Genomic DNA, 21,715 nt, shown 5'->3' on the forward strand with positions numbered 1-21,715 from the left:
TTGATAAACTTATTGTAAGGATAATATATACGTAATCTTACGACGGCGGAGGAAGAAATCATGAAATTACTCAAGAAGGGGTGCATCGTGCAGTTCGTTGGGGTGCTAGCTTTGTTATTCGGTAACTTCTATACGGTTGGGGCCGCCGTGGCCGATGTCGTGGCGACTGATGAAATTGCGACTAAAAACGCTAAATTGATCGATGATAAGCGCCAGTTAGTAACAACTGCCAAGGTGGGTGACGAGTCGAAACTAACCTTTGACGTGACCGTGGGTTCTTTGTCGTCGGCTGGTAAGGTGAAATTTGAGTATGACCGGGACATGTTAACAATCAAAAAGCGGCTTTTTGAGATCAGCTTGTACAAAAGTTGAAAACTTAATTTGGTCAAGTGCTAGTTGACGACTCTGCTGCGCGGTAGGGGCCACTGAGTTTTTGATATATGTCATTTGATTGAGTTTGTCGCCCCATTCTTTACGCGTTACCGAATCGAATCCATGGCCGAGCTGTCCGGCAGCTGCATCATCCAATTTGGTATTTCTTGTTGTCCCTTCGAATTGTTTCATCACTGGGGTGTCTTGGTAGCTGGTAACCGCTGAATCGTAGTAGTCATCGTCATCTTCATCGATTTCACTGAGATCAATTAATTCGTCTTTGGTAGCAAAGGGGATGCCGCCGGGATTTCCCTTGGTAACGTTAGCAGTATTGTTTCCAGTTGTTGTACTTGTACCGCTCTTTGACAGGTACCCCTGCCAAACGTATCCTTTCACGTTGCCCGTGCTGTTTTTAACGTAGTAGAATAATCCCGTTTTCTGGCCGTTAGTCATTTTAAATGCCTTAGTCGCGTACCAGGTTGTATGGGGATAATTAGTCAGATGGTGAAGTTTTCTGGTTAAATGAGCATTCCATAAGTAAGCTTTTTGGCTAGTGTTATTCCAGTTGTAGGCCACATTGTTAACGGCTTTTGATTGAATAACGTGATAAACGCCTTGGGCATGAGCCGGGGCCGATGTTGGTAAGCTGATCGCACAGCCAGCTAGGCCGAGTGTTGCTGCGAGTATGTAAAGTGATTTATTCATAAAGCACCTCCATGTGTTGATTTTAGTATAGCACCTTGATTACAAATGTAACATGGGTCAAACAATTGATAGCGTTCTCTTAAAAGGTATTAAATGCTGACGTAGTGGAGGGTAGATAAGTTTGTAAACAGTTGGTAAAAACTGGGTACTGCTAGATTTTCTAGTTATGAGTCCTTAGTAACAAGGACGGTTTCTCAAAATTAGTTGGCGTTGTAATTAGCTGTAGTTAGGAAGACTTTAGCCACCGGATGATGTTAAATGCAAAAAAAGAACCAACCATTTCTGGTTGATCCTCTTAAAGTTTTATTAAAGCCTATAATTAGTCTTCAACTGGTGTAACGTTAGCAGCTTGTGGTCCACGGTCGCTGTCTTCAACGTCAAGGGTAACTTTTTGGCCTTCGTCTAATGACTTGAAGCCGTCTTTGTTGATAGCTGAGAAGTGAACAAATACGTCACCATCGTCAGTAGTAATGAAGCCATAACCTTTATCAGCGTTGAACCATTTAACAGTACCTTGTTTCATAATATATGAAACCTCCTTGCGCTTTGAGCGCATACTTAAATTTTTAATGCATCTAGTTGAACGTGATTCCAAGGAAGTTATTTCATAAAACTATAAAACAAGTACCTTTGAAACTCGGAAACCTAAAACACATTAACAATACTATACCTTATCATTCTAACTATGTCAACGACGACTAATCGTTTATAGCAAGAAGCGACTTGCTAATCGCTTTGGTAGCAACCAGCAAGACACTTTATCAATTATTTAGATGAACTTGATTGAGTAGGCGATTAAGCGGCTACTTGGCTATTGGCCGGTTCAACGATGATGGCGTCATTCTTAAGATCAACGTTGAAGTTCTTAACGTCAGGATTCTTTAGATAACTGTTAGTCAGCTTATCGGTAATTTCCTTGGTAATAACCCGGTGCATTGGCCGAGCACCAAGTTCCTTGCTGTAGCCCAAATCAACCAACTTGTTTTTCGCAGCTTCAGTAACCGTGAAGTGAATGCCACGTGATTTATCGACTAAGGTGTTTAAATCACCTAGCATCAAGTCAAGAATTTGGAGCAGGTCAGGCTTGGTTAATGAATTGAACTGGATAATATCATCAATTCGGTTCAAGAACTCTAGCTTAAAGTAGGGTTTCAGTCGATCAATGACGCTTTGCTTATTATCAGCTTCACTTTGACCAGCATTACTGGTCATAATGATGACGGTGTTACTAAAATCGACGGTGCGGCCTTGCGCATCAGATAAACGGCCATCGTCCAGGATTTGTAGCAACAGGTTTAAAACGTCTGGGTGGGCTTTTTCGATTTCATCCATCAAAATCAAGCTGTATGGATGACGGCGAACTTGTTCAGTTAGTCGGCCACCTTCCTCATAACCCACGTAACCAGGGGCTGAACCGATCAACTTGCTGGCACTAATTTTATCCATGTACTCCGACATATCGTATCTAAACATTGCCTTGGTCGTGCCGAATAATTCTTTAGCAAGGGCTTTAGCAGTTTGTGTCTTACCAACGCCGGTAGGACCGACAAACAGGAAGCTGCCAATTGGGCGGTTGCCTTCCGTAAAGCCAACTCGTGAACGACGGATAGCAGCTGAAATGGCATCCAATGCCTTATTTTGGCCAATAACTTCTTTCTTTAAATCCTTATCAAGATTATTGAGTTGGTTGACTTCATTCTTATTAACGTCGGTAACTGGGACGCCCGTGATCCGTTCAACGACTGACTGAATGACTTCAGGAGTTACTTTAGGCGTTTCAACTTTTGTGCCGTTATCGATATTCTTGATTTGATCATTGACCTTATCAAGCTTGTCACGCAGCTGAGCGGCCTTTTCGAAATCATCCTTGGAAGAGGCAGCCTGCTTGTCTTTTTCAAGCTGTTGAGCTTCCTGTTGCAAGGTGGATTTATCTTTCGTCAATGATGAACCCATGGCAACTTTGGCACCAGCTTGGTCGATCAAGTCAATCGCCTTATCAGGGTTCATTCGATCCTGAATGTAACGGTTACTCAAGGAAACGGCAGCCTTTAGGGCATCAGCCGTATAGGTAACGTGATGGAACTTCTCGTATTTTGGTGCTAAGCCCTTAATGATGGTTAGCGTGTCCTTTTCACTTGGTTCGTTAACCATAATTGGTTGGAACCGACGAGCTAAGGCTTGATCTTTTTCAATGTCACGATATTCATTACTGGTGGTGGCACCAATTAATTGGAAGTCACCCCGAGCCAATTTAGGCTTCAAAATGTTACCAGCATCCATCTTGTCGCCTTCACCAGTTGAGCCAGCCCCCATAATCTGGTGAATTTCGTCGATAAACAAGATGACGTTTTTGTCTTTGGAGACGCTGTCGATTAACTGCTTCATCCGTTCTTCAAATTGACCCCGAATACCGGTGCCTTGAACGAGTGAAACAACGTCAATGGAAACAATCTTCTTATTAAGTAGTTTTTCGGAAACGTCGCCAGCGACAATTTTTTGAGCTAAGCCTTCGACAACTGCTGTCTTTCCAACGCCAGCTTCACCAATTAACACTGGGTTGTTCTTGGTTCGGCGACTTAAAACTTCTTCCATTTGTTCAATTTCTTTATCCCGGCCAATGACGGGGTCTAATTTGCCGTCTTTGGCCATTTGGGTTAAATCAGTTCCATATTCATCTAGCAAGCTTTTCTTGTTTTGAGGTGTGCGTTCCTGCACTTGGATAGGTTGCTGACGCATTTGTTGACGACCATTGGAATCTCCAAGCGCCTGTTTGAAGAATGGATCATTGAAAATGTCATCAAAACCATTTGCACCAAAAATATCATTATTCATAGGCAATCCCTCCTGTTATAAAGTGAGCGGAGCAGAGCGGTTTCTGCTCTGCGGAGCTGTCCTAATCTACATAAAATAGAATAACTACTCAGTAGTAGTAACGAACAATTCAAATTGTTAAAAACTGCACCTAAATTTTTCCAACTCAAACTCAATCTTTGAATTTAGCTTGAAGATGGTTAAACGCAGAAAATCACTTTGTAAAACCGCTCTTTGATAATCCTGATCATAAAAATCGTTCAATTAGGGGAATACCTGTTCCCCTAACGAACAATTATATAATATCATATAATTGTAATATGTGCAAGCGATGAGTTTCGAAATGCATCGAGAAAAGATACTGTTATATAGGCGTTTCTACAAATCAAGGAAGATATTAGGAATAAAAAATAGCACTCCAATAAATAGAGTGCTAACCAATAATGTAATTTTAATTAAACATCCAACTACTTATTGCTAATCTCAAAAGAAAATTCTACCGAGTTTTGAAGGGTATTATGAATCGTTGAAATATGGATCACGTCCTCGACAAACTGCTCGGTCTTTTCCTTATCCATATCAGGGGACTGACAATCAATTTTGGCATAAATTTTGGTTACCTTAGATGATTTATCGGGATAACGTTCGGTTTCGGCAGTAAAGTCCATATCAAATTTACTTAATTTAACTTTGTACTTCGGACTGTGCGCATAGGCTGCCGCGCTAGCTCCCAAGCAGGCACCAAGCGCACCGAGTAAATACTCAACTGGTGATGGGCCAGTATCGGTACCATGATGTTCAGTCGGGGTGTCTGAAATAAAACGATGCAGGCGGGCGGTGTGGACCGTCTTAGCGCCAATGTTGCGCAATTCTGAATGAACGGTGTATTCTGACATGGTATGATCTCCTTTGTTAGTTTCTGCCCATAGTTTACAGCAAAAAGAGAGCGCTTCCTAGCAAGAAAAAATAAAAAAGAGTCAAAGATTAATAACCCATAGAGGAGCGGGGGTACGTAAAAATTATATCTGAAAATCAGCTAAATTCACTGAGTGATATAATTATAAAAGAAATTTGGTTTCTGGTTTTCAGTTTGCGATAAGGGTCTATTGGGACATAATTTGGATTAAACCATACATATTTTGAAGCTGGTTTGTTGATTTAACGGGCATGCTTGAGAGATAAGCTTGCCTTAGAATAATAAAGAAATTACATTGAGGGTGATCGATATGATTGATGACCAACTTTCTCAGCAACTCAAAGCAAAACGGATTGCATCGTCTTTAACGCAACAACAATTAGCAGATCGCCTAAATGTTTCAAGAAAGACCGTTTCTGGTTGGGAAACTGGCAGAAGCTTACCAAATATTGACACTTTGCGACAAATAGCGAGGATCTACAAAGTTTCTCTTGATCAACTGGTATCTGACCCTCAGCAACTAGAAAGCAAGGAAATGATGGCACAGCCGCAGTTATCTAGTATTCATCGGCTCACCAATAATATCCTTATCATTATTTTGGCAGTATTGGTAGCGGAAAGGGTAACTCAATATGCAATCAGAGCTGCGTTCCTATATATGGATGTCTTAATTGTTTTAATCCTGGGTTTGCGGATTGCAATCAGCAAATATGGGATAAAAAGGGTAAACCCGCTTAAATCACCAGCTTTTCTGAGTGGTTATGCCTTGTTTACTTTAGCTGCGATTGTGGGAGCCATCACTTACTTGTTTAACATGGGATTTGGGTTCCAATATGGCATCGGATTTTCTGGTTACTTAGCATTGTTTAACCTTTTTCTGATTTGGCATCATCGAAACGAATAGGCTGATTGTTGACGGTTACTGAAGTGGTATCGATCACATTTAAAACATGCAGTATCAAGCACAATCCGGGGGAGTGATCGGGATGACTGATATTTTAGCCTTCAAACATTTAACTAAGCAGTTTGGCAAGCGGAAGGTTCTGGACGATTTATCGTTCAATATTCCAAGGGGGCACGTTGTTGGCTTGGTTGGTCCGAATGGGGCTGGTAAATCAACAATTATGAAGTGCATCTTGGGAATCTATTCATATGATAAAGGGGCGCTATTTTTTGATCAGCAACGAATTACGGCAAGTAATGTGAAAGTGATGAGTTCGCGGACTGGCGCGCTAATTGAGAGCCCATCGATTTATCCGTTTTTGAGTGGCTGGCAGCATTTTAAATTATATTCAGCACCAAAAGACAATGTGGCGCGAATTATTAAATTATTAGGGATGGACTCTTATATTCACCAGCAGGTTACTGCTTACTCTTTTGGGATGAAACAGAAACTTGGAATCGCCTTGGCACTGATCAATCAGCCAGAATTAGTCATTCTCGACGAGCCGATGAATGGATTGGACTTAATGGCTACCTTAGATCTTCGGAGAATAATTCGATCGGAAGTGAAAAGGGGGACCACGTTTATTGTTTCCAGTCATATCTTAAGTGAACTCGAGAAAATTTCTGACGATATTATTTTGATTAATAACGGTAAATTGGTATTTCAAACAACTTTAAAAGAATTGCAAGGGTTGGGGAATCGATATTATCTGGTGACGACTGATGACAACGAGAAAGCCATGAGGTTACTAGCGAATAGCGGAATTACAGCTGAGTTACGAGAAAATGCTGTTCTAATTGATAATACAACTGATAATCTGACAAATTCGTTGAAAATTTTGTTGGCGAACGATCTTCACCTGGACGATGTAAACCATCAGGAAATTGATTTGGAAACAGCAACTCTACACTTTATCAAAGAATCAAAAGGGGGAGTTGACCATGATTGATTTACTGAAACAGGAGTTCTATAAGTTAATTCATCAAAAAAGTATTTTGGCTTCACCGATTGTTCTCCTTGGGTTGATGTTATTTGTTGGATTGGCAACAATTAATACTGGTGATTTGGATGACTATACGATATAAGGGTTTGCTGCTGGTCAGTGGTTGGATATTTTGATTATTATTGCGGGAGCCAACATCATTTCCATGGAATTTGAACACGGAACGATCAAACACCTAATTGCACAACATAATAATCGGTTATTGATTTACCTTTCCAAGATAATTGTCATTAGCGTTTACTGTATGGTGCTTCACCTATGTGCGTTTATTTTTACAATTATAGTAAAGTACGTTGTATATGGGCGAAGTCACCCATTTGGCGCAACATATGCCAATCATCAAACGGTGATGCAATTACTCATTACGAATGTTTTAAGCAACCTGTTTTCATGCTTATTAATTATTACCGTTGTCTTTGTCATTGCCAGCTTGAGTAGAACAAGTTCCGTTGCCGCGGTCATTGGCGTCCTATTTATTTTTATGGCAACTGCTATGTCCAGAATTTTGATTGGGATGATGGGACATGTGCTACCGCTTATTAAGTGGAATCCTGGAAATATGTTCAACGTTGCTTTTCAATTCACAACACCAGGTGTTTACCAACAATCAATGCTTACGGATTGGCAGTTAGTGATGGGTAATTTGGCATGGGCTGTTGTATTCATTGCGATTGGATATTATGCGTTTAAGCGGAAGCGCGTTTGAAGCTTGTAAGAAGCGCATTAAAAAGGATTTTAAATCTTAACAGATACGACGTTAATAAAACGCAGTGTCTGTTTTATTTTATTGATGAAGTCAGGATCCTTTACATAAGGAAGTTTCACTTTGTTAGTTCAACGGGTTAGTCTACAATAAAGTGTAAATATAATGGTCAAATCAGGAATATTACGAGGTAGTAGGATGAAAACATTGATTTTAATTTCCCATCCCCAACTTGCGGATTCAGCCACCCAGCAGTTTTTGAAAACCGCTGGTAATTCGCAACCGGATGTTACTTTTCAGCACATTGATGAACGCTATCAAAATGGCAATTTGGATGTTAAGCATGAGCAACAACAGCTCTCAAAATATGATCGGATTGTCTTTCAGTTTCCGATGTACTGGTATTCATCGCCAGCAAGTTTGAAGCAGTACATGGATGATGTTTTTACCCGAAAATTTGTGGTGGCGGATCATTTGTTGCGCAACAAAGAACTTGGCATTGTGGCGACTTTAGGCGATGCTGAGGCGGAATTTCAAGCGGGTGGCAGTGAACACTTCACGATTTCGGAACTATTACGACCGTTTGAGGCGTTTGCGAACAAAGCCGGGATGATCTATTTAAAGCCGTTTGTGGTTAATCAGTTTGGCTATCTGGATGAGCCACAGAAAGAAACGCTGTTAATAGCCTATTTGCAATACATTAGTGCCCCAATGCCGTTGAATTTGGATAATCGGGAAGCATGGCTGTTGTCGCGGCTCAAGAAACTGAAACAGGGAAAGTCGGCCGCTGACCAGGAGAAGCTCGATTTAATTATTGGCGTGATTGGCGCCCAGCAGGACCAGATCGATGATTTGAAAGTAAACGTTAAAATGATTCGGGATCAGGAGGAATAAGAATGAGTGACACAACGGATTGGTTAGATCAGCAGCTTTCTCAATTAAAGAAGCAGGAATCGTCATTTATTAACCGATCAATTTTAGCCGCAGCAAAGGCCTTAGCTAAGGAGCAGACCAAGCGTATTCAGCAGTCCCAAGATGAGATTGATGGGCGGATTTGGAGTCCGGATAAATGGTGATAATTGGTTAAATATTATAGTTGACATTGTTAACAATTGGTAGATAATAAATTGGTGATTCTTTTCAGTACAATAACAGATAAAATGAACAACGGGGGATTTCTAATGATTAAAGGAGTAACACGGTTATTGATCGGTAGCTTTGCCATTATGATAGTGGTATTGGGGATGAGCATGAGGGCAAATGCAGACTCGAATTCTCAAACTATCCCTATTTCAATCAGTGCAAATAACGTGAATAAGTCTATTGATTTTGTCTTCAATCCTAATGCCAAGAACTCACAAGATGGGGTGGATGCGTCATTACCTGGATATAGCATTAATGATGTATCAAAGGTCCTTGTAACTTTAAACACGGGGTCAAATGATGCTTGGTATAATGAGTTTAATGCGTTACCTGAAGCTAATGAAGTTGATACCTATGTCTGGGGAACTGAGAATTCTGATAAGCCTCAAAAATCTGAAAAGCCAGACCAAATTATCCAGGGAAGTCAATTAAATGGGATGACGCCAGCCGAGTATATCTTTAGTAGTAGCTTTTCAATGGGCAACGTTTATGGATCTAACTTACAGTTTATTGGCTTCGGGTCTAAACCAACTTTAACTACTGATAATGCTAGTAAAATATGGGCGATTGATTCAATCAAAATTCAATACGCCAAAGTTCCAGCCACAACCACGGTTGATTATGTTGATGAAAATGGGCACACAGTAAAATCTAATTCAATCAATGGGTCGATTGGCGATGCTGGCAAGTACACGCCGGTTGCCCCTAGTGGCTACAGGTTGGCTAAGCAAGGTCAAGTTGATTATCAAATGGCGGCAAAGACCAATACGCTAGCGGTTCACGTGGTTGCATTGCCTGTATCAACACCGACTGGCAGTATTACCACACCAACGGTTACGCCTAAGCCAAATACTGATTGGCATCCGACAAGTTCAACAACCACAAGTGAACCGGCTGTTCCAAACGATGCGGCAGTTAAAGGATCCGTTGTTTATGCCACCAAGGGAATCTACATGTACAAAAATGCGGACTTTACCAACGCTCAGCGGCTGGCAAAGTATCCGAAAACCAAACGGGTTAACCGCCCGATGTTTGTCGTAACTGACTACGCTCGTTCTAAGGCTGGTGTTCTCCGCTATAAAGTTCGTGACGTCAATCACGGCAGCAAGACCGCCGGCAAAGTTGGTTACATTACCGCAAGTCAAAAGTTCGTCGTACCGGTCTATTATCAAACAGTGCCAAAGACCAAGAAGCTAACGGTACTTTCTAGACAGGGCGTTAATGCCTATCGAAATGTTAATTTGACTAAGCCGGTTAAGCATTTTAAAAAAGGTGCCCGCTTGATGGTTAAGAAGCTCGACAAACATAACTTGACTACCCGTTATCAATTGTCTAATGGCAGTTATGTGACTGCTAACAAGAAATTGGTAATTGAAGGGAACCACTAAAATAATGGTAAACGATCCTCGGTATTTTTGCCGAGGATCTTTTTTAGGTAAAAAGTGAATTTTGAAATGCGAATTTGATGAGTGGATTATGAACTACATAGGTGAAAAGGAAACAAATAATGTTGATTATGAGTAAAAACAACTCACTTATGATAAAATCTATTTGAGGTGATAAGTATGACAAATATAACTAAGGATAAGAAAAGAATTCAAGTACAAGTTGATCGGGACCTGTATAATGATTCGAATGAAGTCTTGAATGACATTGGGATCTCTCAAGCCACTTTGATTAATGCGTTGCTTAAGAAAGTGGTCGCTGAAGGAAGGGTACCATTTGAATTATCTCAATCCAAGGAGGAACGGCTGAGTTTTGAAATTGCTCGGGAGGTTCGGAAGGCTAATATTCCAGAGATAAAGGATCCCGAAGCCGCTAAACGTTACCTTCTAGAAAATGGGGATGACAGCTTCGATGAAGAAAAATGATGTTGGATTGGCATATGTAGAATTTGATGATGGTTCAGGTGGTAAAAGAAGGCCGGTTTTGATTGTTGAGGACAGGGGCTCTTATTATGCAACGTTTAGTATCACGACCAAATTTTCCAGTAAATCTAAGCGAATTCAATCAATTTACTTTGAGATTCATGAATGGGCAGCATCCGGGCTAAGAAGACCTTCTTGGATTGATGTTGGACACGTTGTGAGATTAGAAAAAACGATTAAGATTCAGTATATTGGAAAGTTGCAGATAAATGACGCACAACGTTTCTTAAAGTTCTTGAAGGAACATTATCCTAATAACATTGAGTCATGATTTCACTTAGCGAAAGTCATAACGAGATGTCCTGTAAGAATCGGTTTAATGTCCGATTAATAATGAATGGATTGCCATAAAAAAACAGCCATTCCAAAAGAATGACTGCTTGCTTCTTTTGATGTAGTAGAAGCTGAACTACAAGAGCCTTTTATGACGTTAGACGCCAAATGGCTGTGCGGACTCGAAGTCCAATATGGGATTTTCACCCAAGTAAGTAATAACATTTTATCTCAATAATTGCTGGAGCTCAAACCGATTATTAAAGCTCGTCTGCTGGTGCCCAATGATTAATCGGCCCGAATTTATGTCCCACCTGAATTTCATTAGCAATAGCAACATCGACAAACTTCTTAGCAACCCGGACAGCTTGTTCAATGTCATTGCCCTTTGCTAGTTCAGCAGCGATGCAGGCTGATAGGCTGTCGCCAGTGCCGTTCTTTCGTTCAGTTGGATAGAAATCACCGCTTAACCAGAAACTCTTGCCTGATTCTAACAGAATATAATCAGATACTTTGGTTTGGTTGGGATCATGGTGGCTGCCCTTGAGGACGATGTTTTTAGCGCCAAGCTTGCGGAGCTTTTCAGCGGCGATCTTCATATCGTCCTCCGTTTTAATTTCCATTTCAGCTAGTTTTTGAGCCTCGAAGAAGTTCGGTGTAATCACATAGGCGAGAGGAATTAACTCATCTCGCAGCGTCTTGTAGGCACTTTGCTCCAGTAACATGTTCCCATGTTTAGTAGTAATAACTGGATCAACGACAAGTGGCCCGAAATCGTACTGTTGGTAATTTTTAATCACCGTGCGAATGAGTTCGGAATCAGAAAGCATCCCCGTCTTACTTGCTCGAACATGGTAATCATCCGCCAAGTCTTTAAACTCACTGTCAATAAATGATGTTGGCAGGTTAACTGAATCGTGAATGCCGTAACTATTGCCAGCCACACAGGCGGTCATGACCGAGGTACCGTAAACCTTGCGTCTAAAGAAGGTGTGAAGATCTGCCTGCATCCCTGCACTACCGTCACTATCTGATCCTGCAATTGTTAAAGCCTGTGGAAATTCGTTTGCCATATATAATTCACCTCATATCGTTTCTTAACTACTAACAATACCATAATTAATGAAAAATCAAAGAGAAAACTTCAGTTTGATTTGCGTTAACGTGTCGAGTTGTATTATAATAATTTAGTCTATTGGAATCTATAAATAATAACCATAAATAAGGAGAGTCTAATTATGCGTATTTGTCATCCACATGGCGTACAAGGACGTCGTCCAATTAACCGTAAGAACGACCTTAAGCGAAATAAGGATTTAGCAGATTTGCAACACTTCTTGAAGCAAAAGCCTGCTAAGTAATGATAAAAAATCCCAACCGGAGTAATCTGGTTGGGATTTTTTTGATGGGATGGCTGTAGTTTAGGTTTGAATTTCGCGAGGTGGCTCTGGGCAACATAGATTAGGACCGCTCCGCAAAGCAGAAAGCGGAGCCTAAGCTAATCCACCAAAGACCAAACCTGGAGATTCTAATTTCTTGGCAACATAGTGAAACGTGCTGCACCAGGCAGAAGCTTGCGCATAAGCACCTTTAACAAAAATCCCAAAACCGGGGATTTTTGTTAAAGGAGACTTATACTCCAGCTTCTAACCGCCTGGTTCCGCACTCTGCTCCGCTCACTAACCATGGAACAATTCCGTATTTTGCAAATAGGTCATCTCATCGGTCGAAATTCGCTGCTGCAGTTTTTCCGCCAGTGATGAGTCAATCTTTCCTGACTGTAATGCATCTTGGATTAACTCGTATTCGCTGTGGAAAGCCCGCATGAACATTTGGTAAACGATGTCGCTGTCGACGTCTTGCTCATGGATTCGCCGATGCCTTGTTCGGTAAAAGCGCCTGACCATATTGGCTTCCACGCCACTTTGGGTATCCTTGGTCTTCAAAAAATCCATAACGGCATCAAAGCCAACCTTTTCAATTGGCAGAATGTCCTCGTTGTGTTTCTTGAACTGTTCGCGCCAATAAACCTCTTCAAGTGCTACGGGAGCGGTTAAAAACGCTTCTTGGGCTCGGTTAAGATCCTTATACAACGTTCCGATATGGAGACTAAATCGAACTCGCAGGAGAACGTTCTTCCAGATCTTTTCATCGGCTGAAAAATTATTTAATTGCAAAAACTTGCTATAGTAGGTCAGTTCATCTTGAGAGATTTTGCCGTCTGTAAATAATTGTTTAACAGCTTGCAGTTCTACTTGGTGGCTTTCACTCATCAATTGCCGGCGTAACCGCATGTTTGGTGTGCTGTCTAAGACAAGTTGCTGCTGGAGGGAATCGATGACAATTTGGGCTTCAGCGGGATGCGTCTTTTCTTTAACCAGGTCACTGATGGCGGCTTGGATCATTCGACGGACCCAGCGATACTTTGGCTTCGTGTTTGACTGACTCGGCAAAATTGCTGGTACAAAGATGGTTGGCATAATTAAGCTGGTCAAAATGATGACAGCAGCTAGAAAAATGAGAGGGCCTCGAAATACAAATGGTTGCCCATCAATTGTATTTGGCATCGAAAATGCCAGTGACAAGGTGATGGTTCCGTTTGCGCCACTAAGGGCCATGACTAAGCTGTCACGCCACTCGTGCTTGGATTTCACCCGTCGTTTGAGTAAGTATCGGCTCCAAATTAACCGAATCAACCCCTTTACAAAATAGATTGAAATACCGATTAGAACTAATTTATAAATCGCAAAATTCGGGTTTGATGATTGGTGCATTGCGCGGGTAACTTCGGGAAGCGACAGCCCTAAGAGGACGAATACCACCCCAGATAGCATGCCTGACACAATTTCCCAAACGTTACTGGTTACCAATTGCATCCGAGACGATGTTAACCGCAGCTTATCACGTTCGGATCCTTGGGCCAGTCCAGCCGCAACAACCGCTAAAATACCGGATAGCGCCAATTTCTCGGCAAGCAGATAAACTAAAAATGGGGTTAATAATTGAATCAGCACCATAATCAGGGGCGTATCATCATTGTAGCGAATTAAGAATAGACGAACGCTAACAATCAAAACACCAATCATGCTTCCAAATAACAGGCCACCTAAAAACTCCCATAAAAACAGGAAAACGGCGTGATTCAAGGAAAATGACCCAGAGACGAACGCTGCTAATGACATATCAAAAATAACAATGCCAGCGGCGTCATTAAATAGGGATTCATTTTGCAAGATCCCGGCCTGTTCTTCAGCGATGGGGTTGGCCTCGAAAATGGAGTTAACCGCCGAGGCATCGGTTGGCGTGACAATTGCCAATAGCGCAAAGGACAAGCTCAACGGCAATACAATGTAAGCAAAATGGAGGCCAGTCCCAATAATTAAGACGCTGAATACAACCAGGCCAACTGCCAGCGATAGGATGTTTGTAATTGAGCGGCCAATCCAAAATCGCGAACTATTTTGGGCTTCGTTAAATAGCATCGGCGCGATGATTGCTAGAGCAAAAGTGGACGGGTCAAGGTGAAAATTATTATAAACGGGCAGGCCGGCCAGTAGTGCCCCAATAAAAATTAGGAAGAATGGCAAGGGAATCACTGATACGTGGCGGGCTAAGATGTTGGCTGCCACGACAGCCGCTAAAATAATGGTCAGCAATAGGACCTGATCCATCGAGGGTTCCTCCTTTCAAATTATGATTGACTTTAGTTTAGCACGCATTCCAGCAAAAGGGCCCCGCTGACACTTGGCGGAGCCTTAGAGGCTGGTGAGTAGTTATTTTCCGAATAATCTAAAATTGGGGGGGAAGGTAATGGTTCTTTTGTGACATGAATTAGGGCGGTGTTGCAGTGACCTGCGTGTATTAATAACAGGAATCCCCCCAAAACAGGGACTTCTATTTCTTTGGCAACATAGTGGAAACGTGCTCCACCAAGCAGAAAGCTGCACCTAAGCCAGGCCATTCAAAAATCCAAGCCCAGGATTTCTGAACGGCCTAACTTAGGCTCCGCTTTCTAACCGCTTGGTTCCGCACTCTAAGCGCCTGACTCCGCTCACTTATTTTGTTGCCAAATCCTCAAACTTCTCAACGTCTTTTTCCGTTCCAATAACGGTGACGATATCGCCTTTTTTAGTAACCGTCTCAGAGTTGGGGATCTCTGCGCCCGTCTCGTTGACATGGGAAAGAGCAATTACTTGGATGCCGTAACGATTAGTGAAATTAAGTTCCTGAAGCGATTTATTGAAGAATTTGGGATTGGATAATTCAAATTCAACAACGGCCAATTCACCACGAAGCTTGAGGTCGTTTAGAATTTTGGGCTCTAGTACATGTAACGCAATTCGATTACCCATGTCACGTTCTGGCTGAATGACTTCGTCTGCGCCAAGCTTTTCAAGCACTTTGGCATGACGAGCATTCTCAGCCTTACAGATCAATTTCTTGACTCCTAATTCTTCACAAATCATGGTTGTCATGATGCTAGCTTCAAGGTCAGTTCCAATTGCAACGAAAACATTGTCAAAGTTACCAATTCCAAGCTGCTTGAGGGCTAACTCGTTTTGGGTGTCAGCAACAATTGCTTCGGTTGCAACGTCACGGAACTCATTTACTCGTTCTTCATTTTTGTCGATAACTAGGACCTCTTGGTTATGGGCAAGCAGGGTGTTAACGATGCTGCTGCCAAAGAGGCCCAGGCCGATGACGGCATAATTTTTCTTCATGTGAAATCTCCTTTGGGAAAGTTGTTGGGGGGTATATGGTGTTATATAGATTAGGTCTGCCTTGCAAAATAGAAATCTGTACGTAAGTCTCTATAGCTGCTTTGTTTCTGGCAACACAGATTAGGACCTCCGCAAAGCAGGAGTCTGCATGTAAGCACCTACCGAAAAAATTCCAAACCCGTGAATTTTCTCGGTAGGAGACTTACACTTCGACTCCTAACCGCTTTGCTCCGCGCACTTATTTTAGGACCGCTCCGCAAAGCAGAAGCTTGCACATAAGCTACGTCACTCAAAGTCAAGCCTAGGATAGTTCCTTTTTTAACATAGTGGAAATGTGCTACACCAAGCAGAAAGCTGCACCTAAGCTAGGCCGTTCAAAAATCCAAACCCGGGATTTCTGAACGGCCTAACTTAGGCTCCGCTTTCTAACCGCTTGGTTTCGCACTCTAGCCGATCATCACATTCTCCTCCGGATACCTAAACGCATCTTCTGGCCGTTTTGACGTTAACAGTGAATACATTACCGTGAAGACGCCAACCCTGCCCATGAACATTAATACGGCGAAGATTAACTTGCCGATGAAGCTTAAATTTGGCGTTAGTCCCAGAGTTAAACCAGTTGTCCCAAACGCCGAAACAACGTCAAATAGGATGTATTCCAAGCCATATGTTTTTGGAATTTTTTCCGTGAACGTTAATATCAACGTTGCGACTGATAAGACGACAATAACCAGAAACACCATCGTGAGTGATTTTGAGACGTTATCATTGGAGAAACGGCGGCCCCAAAACGTTGCGTCCCGCTTTCCCCGCAACGTTGCCCAGACCCTAATTAGGAGGATGCCCACCGTGGTTGTTTTAATCCCACCAGCCGTTGAACCGGGCGTCCCGCCAATTAGCATTAAGATCATGGTGAAGAAGATGCCACCCATTGAGATTTTATTGAGTGGAACGGTGTAAAAACCAGCAGTCCGTGGCGTTACCGAGAAAAAGTAGGAATTCATCAGTCTGTCGAAGAGACTCAAATGGGTTTGACTGCTAAAATTAGCTTCCGTGAGTAAAAAGACTATGAAGCTAATAGCGATTAGGCCCAGGTAGGTGGTCAGGGCCAGCTTAGTATGTAAGCTTAGATAATGCTCTTGACGATAAAGCAGAATGTCTTTCCAGACCAAAAAGCCCAGTGAACCTGAAATGATCAAGCAGGTTAGGACAAACAATAGGTAGGGGTCGTTTTGGAAACGAACCAAACTATTATCGTATAAATCGAAGCCGGCGTTACAAAATGCACTAATTGAATGGAAGATACTATAGCCTAGCCCTTTGAGAAATCCATACCGTGGGTAGAAATCAACAAAGATCAAGATGGTCCCTAGCAGCTGAATGGCTAATGATAGCCTGACAACTAAGAAAACAACGCTTCTCGTGTTTCCAAATGACTCAAGATTCAATGATTGTTGGGTCAACAATTGGGTCGTTAAATCAGCTTTGCGGCGCATAAACACAAACAATAAAACGGCAAACGTCATGAACCCCAGGCCGCCGATTTCAACAAGCATTAGGATAACGATTTTACCGAATAAGCTCCAATGCAATGCGGTGTTCACAACGGTCATACCAGTGACGCAGGTCGCGGACGTTGCCGTAAAGAATGCATTGATGTAGCTGGTCATGTGGCCGGATTTACTAGCAACGGGAAGGGAAAGTAGGATTGTCCCAATCAAGATGATGGTTAAAAAGCCGAGCGTTAAGATTTGGGGTAAAGCAAGCCGAAAGCGAGATGCCAATGGATCAGAACCTTTCGAATAGATTGTCTGCGTTTATTATCGCACATTCTGTCTGAACGCCCCAACGAATCGGTGAAAAATAAGCTATAATAGTGATGGAAATTAGCTATGAAAATAACGATTGCGAGGATTTACGTCATGTTAATTAAAAATGTTCATATTCAAAACGATCACCAAACGAGCGATGTTCAAATTGAAAATGGTAAGTTTGTTAAAATTGCGCCAACGATTGAAGCAATTGCTGATGAGAAGGTCATTGATGCGACGGATAAACTAATGCTGCCACCATTTGTTGATCCCCATGTTCATTTGGATGCGACCCAAACCGCTGGTGATCCGGAATGGAACCAGACGGGAACTTTGTTTGACGGCATTCGGATTTGGAGTGAACGCAAGAAAAAGCTGACCGTTGAAGATGTGAAGTCGCGGGCCAAAAAGGCGATTAAGATTCAAGTTGCCAACGGAATTCAGTTTATCCGCAGCCACGTTGACGTAACTGATCCTGATCTGACTGCACTCAAGGCGTTGATTGAGGTTCGTGAGGAGATTAAGGATCAAGTTGAGCTTCAATTGGTGGCTTTCCCACAAGAGGGGATTCTATCATTTCCCCATGGCAAAGAGCTAATGACGCAGGCCGCTGATTTGGGTGTCGATGTTATTGGGGGAATTCCTCACTTTGAATTTACCCATGAATATGCGGTTGAATCCCTCAAGTTCTTAATGAAATTGGCTGAACAAAAGAGCAAGTTGGTTGATGTTCACTGTGATGAAATTGATGACCCTCAGTCGCGCAGCCTTGAAACATTGGCAACCTTAGCCCTCGAAAGTGGGATGGGTGATAAGGTGACGGCCAGCCATACGACTGCGATGGGTTCTTACAACGATGCCTATACGTATAAATTATTTAGACTATTGAAAATGTCCCACATCAACTTCATTGCGAATCCGCTGGTTAACACGAATCTTGGTGGCCGATTTGATACTTATCCAAAGCGGCGTGGGATGACCCGGGTTAAGGAGTTAAAAGAAGATGGGATTAACGTAGCGTTTGGTGAGGATGATTTGAAAGACCCTTGGTACCCAATGGGGAACGGCAATATGCTTGATCCAGTGGAAATGGGAATTCACGTTGGTCATTTAATGGGATATGACGACATTATGAATTCTTACCAATTTGTGACAACCAACGCTGCCAAAGCAATGCACGTTACCGATCATTATGGAATTGAAGTCGGCAAGCCGGCTAATTGCATCATTATGAATAACAATAATTTCTATAATGCCTTGAATGAACGCTCAGAGATTCTTTATTCGATTCATAAGGGCGAAGTGTTAGTTGAAACGGCGCCTAAGACTGTGCATAATCATTTTAAGGGTTAGTTCAAAGATCACTTAGAATATAAAAAATCAGTTACCCCCGAGAATGGGATAACTGATTTTTGTTTGTATTTTGAAGAATTTGGGCCGTTGGAGTGGGTCTCTCTTTTCTTGATATAATTGAGGTCGCTCCGAAGACTATTCTGGCTATATTCCAGTAGGACCGCTCCGCAAAGCAGAAGCTTGCACATAAGCTACCTCACTCAAAAATCCCAGACCCGGGGATTTCTGAGTGAGGCAACTTATGCTCCAGCTTCTAACCGCTTTGCTCCGCTCACTATAGTTTTTTCGACTTCTTCATCAACGCCGGCGACTTCTTTGCTACTGCCGGTTTCTTGGCCGATGCTTTTTTTGCCGCTAGAGCTTCCTTTCGCTTTCGTGACCGTTCCCTTAAAATGTCCTTAAGAGCGTTGATATCATCTTCATGTTTCACTTTCCACTGCTTGTAAGATGTGTTAGTGTCGGTATCAGTTGGTTTGAGCCCCGTATCTAACCAAAATAGCGACTCAGTCAGGCTTGGAAAATTATGCATCCAAAGTGTCTGGCCATTTTCTGAATCAAACGCAACGTAAGAACGAGCATGACGTTGTAAAAATGTATGCTTGCGAATTTTGAATGCTTCCCGTTTTCGCGTTAACCGATAATCAGGTAGAATATACTTACCCTTATTTTTCAGTTGCGGGAAACGTTCGTTTATTTGATCTGAACGGTCTTTTAAGAGGGCTGTTGCCTCCGTTACCGAGATCAATGTGGCTTTTGTCTGGGTCATGTAATTTTGCCCCCTTTTGTAATCTATTTTCGCATAGATTTATCTAATTGGAAAGTAGGTAGAAACATTATAACTAATTATTAACACTTTGATAAAAAATTATGCAATTAGGAGAATTTTTTCAAATGAAATATTATGCAGTTAAAAAGGGTCGCACTACCGGTATTTTTACGACCTGGCCCGAAGCCGAGAAACAAGTCAAAGGCTATCCAAATGCAAAGTTTAAAAGCTTCAAGACTCAATCTGAAGCGACCCAATACCTGAACGGTGAATTAGCGGAACCAAGCCACAAGCCAGCTAAAGCACGCCATGCAGTTACTAAGCCAACCAAGAAATTGCCTAGTGCCACGGATGACGACATTATCCTATATACAGATGGTGGGTCTAGAAATCATGGTAACGTGAAGGGCGGTCATGTTAAAGCTAGCGATAAGGCGGCATGGGCATACCTCATTGTGACTGTTGATAACCGATTCTCCGATTCCGGCGGCGAACTAGGGGCCACCAATAATCGCATGGAGATCATGGCGCTTTACAAGGCCTTGGCGTATCTAAACGCTCACCAGCTTCAAGATAACCACATTCACGCCGTTTTAGATTCTAAATACGTCCTAAACGCCATTAACCAGCATTGGCTTAATGGCTGGCAACGGCGCGGATGGACCCGCAGTGGTGGCCAGAAGTTAGAAAACAAGGAATTATGGCAAGCACTCGCAGGTGAACTGCGCCATTTTTCCCACTTAGAACTATATTGGACTAAAGGCCACGCGGACAATGAAGGAAACGTATTCGTCGACAAGCTGCTTAATAAGACAATGGATAAAATGACAACGAAAGCGCCTCGGATAACCGGCCACCAACCCACAAGTAAACCAGTTGCTAAGTCAGCAGCACCCAAGACGCCATCAACAAACCAGCCAAAGGCCAACCATGGTACCAAAGAATCAGTGCAGGCTATTGAAAATAATTTGAAACAGTTAGGCTTATTTGACGATAATGATTAAGGCCTTTTATTGACGTGATGATAACGATGATCAACTTCCTTGCTCCAAAAGCCACCTGCAAGCTGAACTGGCTCTTGAACCATAATAAACGCATCTGGAGATAATTCTTGAATTTGTTCCATTAGACGTCGATCGGCCTTTCGAGGAGCTAAGATGCTCAGGACAAGTCGAGCACCAGAACGCCCTTGAGCGCGGGTGACGGTAACCCCGTATCCCAGATCTCTAAGGTGTTCAGCGAGTTCTTCGTTGTGAGCATGAATTGGGTTAGTCGGATCGATTTGAACGGTGACTTCAAAGTTGACATATCCTAAGGCAATCTTATCTTCAATGATAATGCCAATATAGATACCAACACCAAACCCGATCGCATAAGCGGCGATATTTAACGGGCTGTCAATGTGCTGCAAAGCAATCGCTAAGGCCATAACGTAGATGAACTCTTCAAAGACAGCGACAATTGGCGCGAGGTATTGGTGCCCTTTAACTACCAGCATCGTTCTAAAAGTATTAATTGAAATATATAAAGCGTTTAAAACAAAAATTGTGATTGCAAGTTCCATCGGTTTTTTGCCTCCCAATTGTATTTAGTGAATAGTGTATCACTTTTGGGTAATAAGTTAGTTAATATATGCGTTACAAAGCTTTACAGCAAGGCTCAAGTGGCTGGTTAACATTGACAACTATCGTAATTAACGGTATTCTAAATTTTGTATAATATCTGAAAGTAAGGGTTGTTGACCTAATGAATAATACCAAATTAATTCCATATTTAACTTTTGAAAATACGAAAAGTGCCCTTGATTATTATCAACGGGTATTTGGTGTCACGGACGTAACCCGGCAGGCACCGACCGAAAAGCAGGCTGACGAGATGGCGTTGAACAAAGACGTTAACCTCGAAGATTTGACGTTGCGGGCAAGCTTTAAGATATTGGGACAAGAAGTTAATTGTGCTGATAGCTTTATGGGCAAGCCGGTAATTTCGTCATTGATTTCGCTGATGCTTCAAGTAGATATGCACGATTCAGATGAATCAACTAATCTGGAGAACCTATACAAACAGGTGGCCGAGTCGGAAGACGCTAAGGTAATCGTGACGTTTGAAAAGAAATCGTCAGGGGACAAGTACGGCCAAATTGTTGATAAGTATGGGATTACTTGGATTTTTAATGAAATTAAGTGAGTGGAGCAAAGCGGTTAGAAGTCGGAGCCTAAGTTGCCTCCCTCAAAAATCCCTGGGCTTGGGATTTTTGAGGGAGG

At 42.3% G+C, this 21,715-nt stretch carries 24 protein-coding genes; 14 read left to right on the top strand and 10 right to left on the bottom strand.

Annotated features, from left to right (window positions below; genetic code table 11):
- Positions 1-60 precede the first annotated feature (60 nt).
- Positions 61-372, top strand: coding sequence for an adhesive domain-containing protein (locus tag FC98_RS03570; protein WP_054654401.1), 312 nt, complete (start codon positions 61-63; stop codon positions 370-372).
- On the opposite strand, the gene FC98_RS03575 is transcribed toward FC98_RS03570, so the two are convergent.
- The 4 genes from FC98_RS03575 to FC98_RS03590 form a co-directional block, all read right to left on the bottom strand.
- Positions 325-1,077 carry a hypothetical protein gene (locus FC98_RS03575; RefSeq protein WP_056949210.1) on the bottom strand — a complete coding sequence of 251 codons (753 nt, stop codon included), beginning with the start codon at positions 1,075-1,077 and terminating at the stop codon, positions 325-327. The genes FC98_RS03570 and FC98_RS03575 overlap by 48 nt on opposite strands.
- Positions 1,078-1,396: 319 nt before the next feature.
- Positions 1,397-1,600, bottom strand: coding sequence for a cold-shock protein (locus FC98_RS03580; protein WP_020281299.1), 204 nt, complete (start codon positions 1,598-1,600; stop codon positions 1,397-1,399).
- A gap of 272 nt (positions 1,601-1,872) precedes the next feature.
- Positions 1,873-3,909 (bottom strand): ATP-dependent Clp protease ATP-binding subunit, encoded by a 2,037-nt coding sequence (locus tag FC98_RS03585; protein ID WP_008858197.1) that lies wholly within the window; start codon positions 3,907-3,909, stop codon positions 1,873-1,875.
- 446 nt (positions 3,910-4,355) lie between these two features.
- Positions 4,356-4,784, bottom strand: a complete 429-nt coding sequence (locus FC98_RS03590; protein WP_054654407.1) for an OsmC family protein — start codon at positions 4,782-4,784, stop codon at positions 4,356-4,358.
- A gap of 330 nt (positions 4,785-5,114) precedes the next feature.
- Between FC98_RS03590 and FC98_RS03595 the strand changes: the two genes are divergently transcribed.
- The 9 genes from FC98_RS03595 to FC98_RS03630 all read left to right on the top strand — a co-directional run bounded on the left by FC98_RS03595 (position 5,115) and on the right by FC98_RS03630 (position 10,798).
- Entirely contained in the window at positions 5,115-5,708 is a 594-nt protein-coding gene (locus tag FC98_RS03595) for a helix-turn-helix domain-containing protein (RefSeq protein WP_054654409.1), read from the top strand.
- Positions 5,709-5,790: 82 nt separating this feature from the next.
- The gene (locus FC98_RS03600; RefSeq protein WP_040471974.1) at positions 5,791-6,699 is read left to right on the top strand and encodes an ABC transporter ATP-binding protein; all 909 of its coding nucleotides are present in this window, start codon (positions 5,791-5,793) and stop codon (positions 6,697-6,699) included.
- Positions 6,692-6,835 (top strand): hypothetical protein, encoded by a 144-nt coding sequence (locus tag FC98_RS14600; RefSeq protein WP_156637191.1) that lies wholly within the window; start codon positions 6,692-6,694, stop codon positions 6,833-6,835. The genes FC98_RS03600 and FC98_RS14600 overlap by 8 nt, the downstream gene beginning before the upstream one ends.
- A gap of 30 nt (positions 6,836-6,865) precedes the next feature.
- Positions 6,866-7,459, top strand: a complete 594-nt coding sequence (locus tag FC98_RS03605; RefSeq protein ID WP_268872051.1) for an ABC transporter permease subunit — start codon at positions 6,866-6,868, stop codon at positions 7,457-7,459.
- A 195-nt stretch (positions 7,460-7,654) separates the two neighbouring features.
- Positions 7,655-8,350 carry an NAD(P)H-dependent oxidoreductase gene (locus FC98_RS03610; RefSeq protein ID WP_040471973.1) on the top strand — a complete coding sequence of 232 codons (696 nt, stop codon included), beginning with the start codon at positions 7,655-7,657 and terminating at the stop codon, positions 8,348-8,350.
- A gap of 2 nt (positions 8,351-8,352) precedes the next feature.
- Positions 8,353-8,532, top strand: coding sequence for a hypothetical protein (locus FC98_RS03615; RefSeq protein ID WP_008858189.1), 180 nt, complete (start codon positions 8,353-8,355; stop codon positions 8,530-8,532).
- Between the two features lie 105 nt (positions 8,533-8,637).
- Positions 8,638-9,987 (top strand): DUF5776 domain-containing protein, encoded by a 1,350-nt coding sequence (locus FC98_RS15390; protein WP_056949211.1) that lies wholly within the window; start codon positions 8,638-8,640, stop codon positions 9,985-9,987.
- 177 nt (positions 9,988-10,164) lie between these two features.
- Positions 10,165-10,470 carry a type II toxin-antitoxin system RelB/DinJ family antitoxin gene (locus FC98_RS03625; RefSeq protein ID WP_008858187.1) on the top strand — a complete coding sequence of 102 codons (306 nt, stop codon included), beginning with the start codon at positions 10,165-10,167 and terminating at the stop codon, positions 10,468-10,470.
- A complete protein-coding gene (locus FC98_RS03630) occupies positions 10,457-10,798 on the top strand; it encodes a type II toxin-antitoxin system PemK/MazF family toxin (RefSeq protein WP_008858186.1) in 342 nt (113 codons plus the stop codon). The genes FC98_RS03625 and FC98_RS03630 overlap by 14 nt, the downstream gene beginning before the upstream one ends.
- Before the next feature lie 262 nt (positions 10,799-11,060).
- Here FC98_RS03630 and thiD read toward each other — a convergent pair whose 3' ends face one another.
- The gene (gene thiD, locus FC98_RS03635) at positions 11,061-11,873 is read right to left on the bottom strand and encodes a bifunctional hydroxymethylpyrimidine kinase/phosphomethylpyrimidine kinase (RefSeq protein ID WP_054654418.1); all 813 of its coding nucleotides are present in this window, start codon (positions 11,871-11,873) and stop codon (positions 11,061-11,063) included.
- 165 nt (positions 11,874-12,038) lie between these two features.
- Here thiD and FC98_RS15320 point away from each other — a divergent pair, with 165 nt between their 5' ends.
- Complete coding sequence (locus FC98_RS15320) at positions 12,039-12,161, top strand: hypothetical protein (protein ID WP_008858184.1); 123 nt, start codon at positions 12,039-12,041, stop codon at positions 12,159-12,161.
- 318 nt (positions 12,162-12,479) lie between these two features.
- Here the strand turns inward: FC98_RS15320 and FC98_RS03640 are convergent, their stop codons facing one another.
- The 3 genes from FC98_RS03640 to FC98_RS03650 form a co-directional block, all read right to left on the bottom strand.
- Complete coding sequence (locus FC98_RS03640) at positions 12,480-14,471, bottom strand: cation:proton antiporter (protein ID WP_008858183.1); 1,992 nt, start codon at positions 14,469-14,471, stop codon at positions 12,480-12,482.
- Positions 14,472-14,855: 384 nt separating this feature from the next.
- Complete coding sequence (locus FC98_RS03645; protein ID WP_008858181.1) at positions 14,856-15,521, bottom strand: potassium channel family protein; 666 nt, start codon at positions 15,519-15,521, stop codon at positions 14,856-14,858.
- Between the two features lie 446 nt (positions 15,522-15,967).
- Positions 15,968-17,305 carry a TrkH family potassium uptake protein gene (locus FC98_RS03650; RefSeq protein ID WP_054654422.1) on the bottom strand — a complete coding sequence of 446 codons (1,338 nt, stop codon included), beginning with the start codon at positions 17,303-17,305 and terminating at the stop codon, positions 15,968-15,970.
- Between the two features lie 138 nt (positions 17,306-17,443).
- Between FC98_RS03650 and codA the strand changes: the two genes are divergently transcribed.
- Entirely contained in the window at positions 17,444-18,685 is a 1,242-nt protein-coding gene (codA, locus tag FC98_RS03655) for a cytosine deaminase (RefSeq protein ID WP_054654439.1), read from the top strand.
- Positions 18,686-18,959: 274 nt separating this feature from the next.
- Here codA and FC98_RS03660 read toward each other — a convergent pair whose 3' ends face one another.
- A complete protein-coding gene (locus FC98_RS03660; RefSeq protein WP_008858177.1) occupies positions 18,960-19,451 on the bottom strand; it encodes a hypothetical protein in 492 nt (163 codons plus the stop codon).
- A 125-nt stretch (positions 19,452-19,576) separates the two neighbouring features.
- Between FC98_RS03660 and FC98_RS03665 the strand changes: the two genes are divergently transcribed.
- On the top strand, positions 19,577-20,455 hold the full coding sequence (locus FC98_RS03665) for a ribonuclease H family protein (protein WP_056949212.1): 879 nt from the start codon (positions 19,577-19,579) through the stop codon (positions 20,453-20,455).
- Here the strand turns inward: FC98_RS03665 and FC98_RS03670 are convergent.
- Positions 20,452-21,015, bottom strand: a complete 564-nt coding sequence (locus FC98_RS03670) for a DUF2179 domain-containing protein (RefSeq protein ID WP_008858174.1) — start codon at positions 21,013-21,015, stop codon at positions 20,452-20,454. The two genes, FC98_RS03665 and FC98_RS03670, sit on opposite strands and share 4 nt — an antisense overlap.
- A gap of 182 nt (positions 21,016-21,197) precedes the next feature.
- Here FC98_RS03670 and FC98_RS03675 point away from each other — a divergent pair, with 182 nt between their 5' ends.
- Positions 21,198-21,638, top strand: coding sequence for a VOC family protein (locus tag FC98_RS03675; RefSeq protein ID WP_008858173.1), 441 nt, complete (start codon positions 21,198-21,200; stop codon positions 21,636-21,638).
- Positions 21,639-21,715 lie beyond the last annotated feature (77 nt).

This window comes from Lentilactobacillus kisonensis DSM 19906 = JCM 15041, assembly GCF_001434135.1.
GTDB lineage: Bacteria > Bacillota > Bacilli > Lactobacillales > Lactobacillaceae > Lentilactobacillus > Lentilactobacillus kisonensis.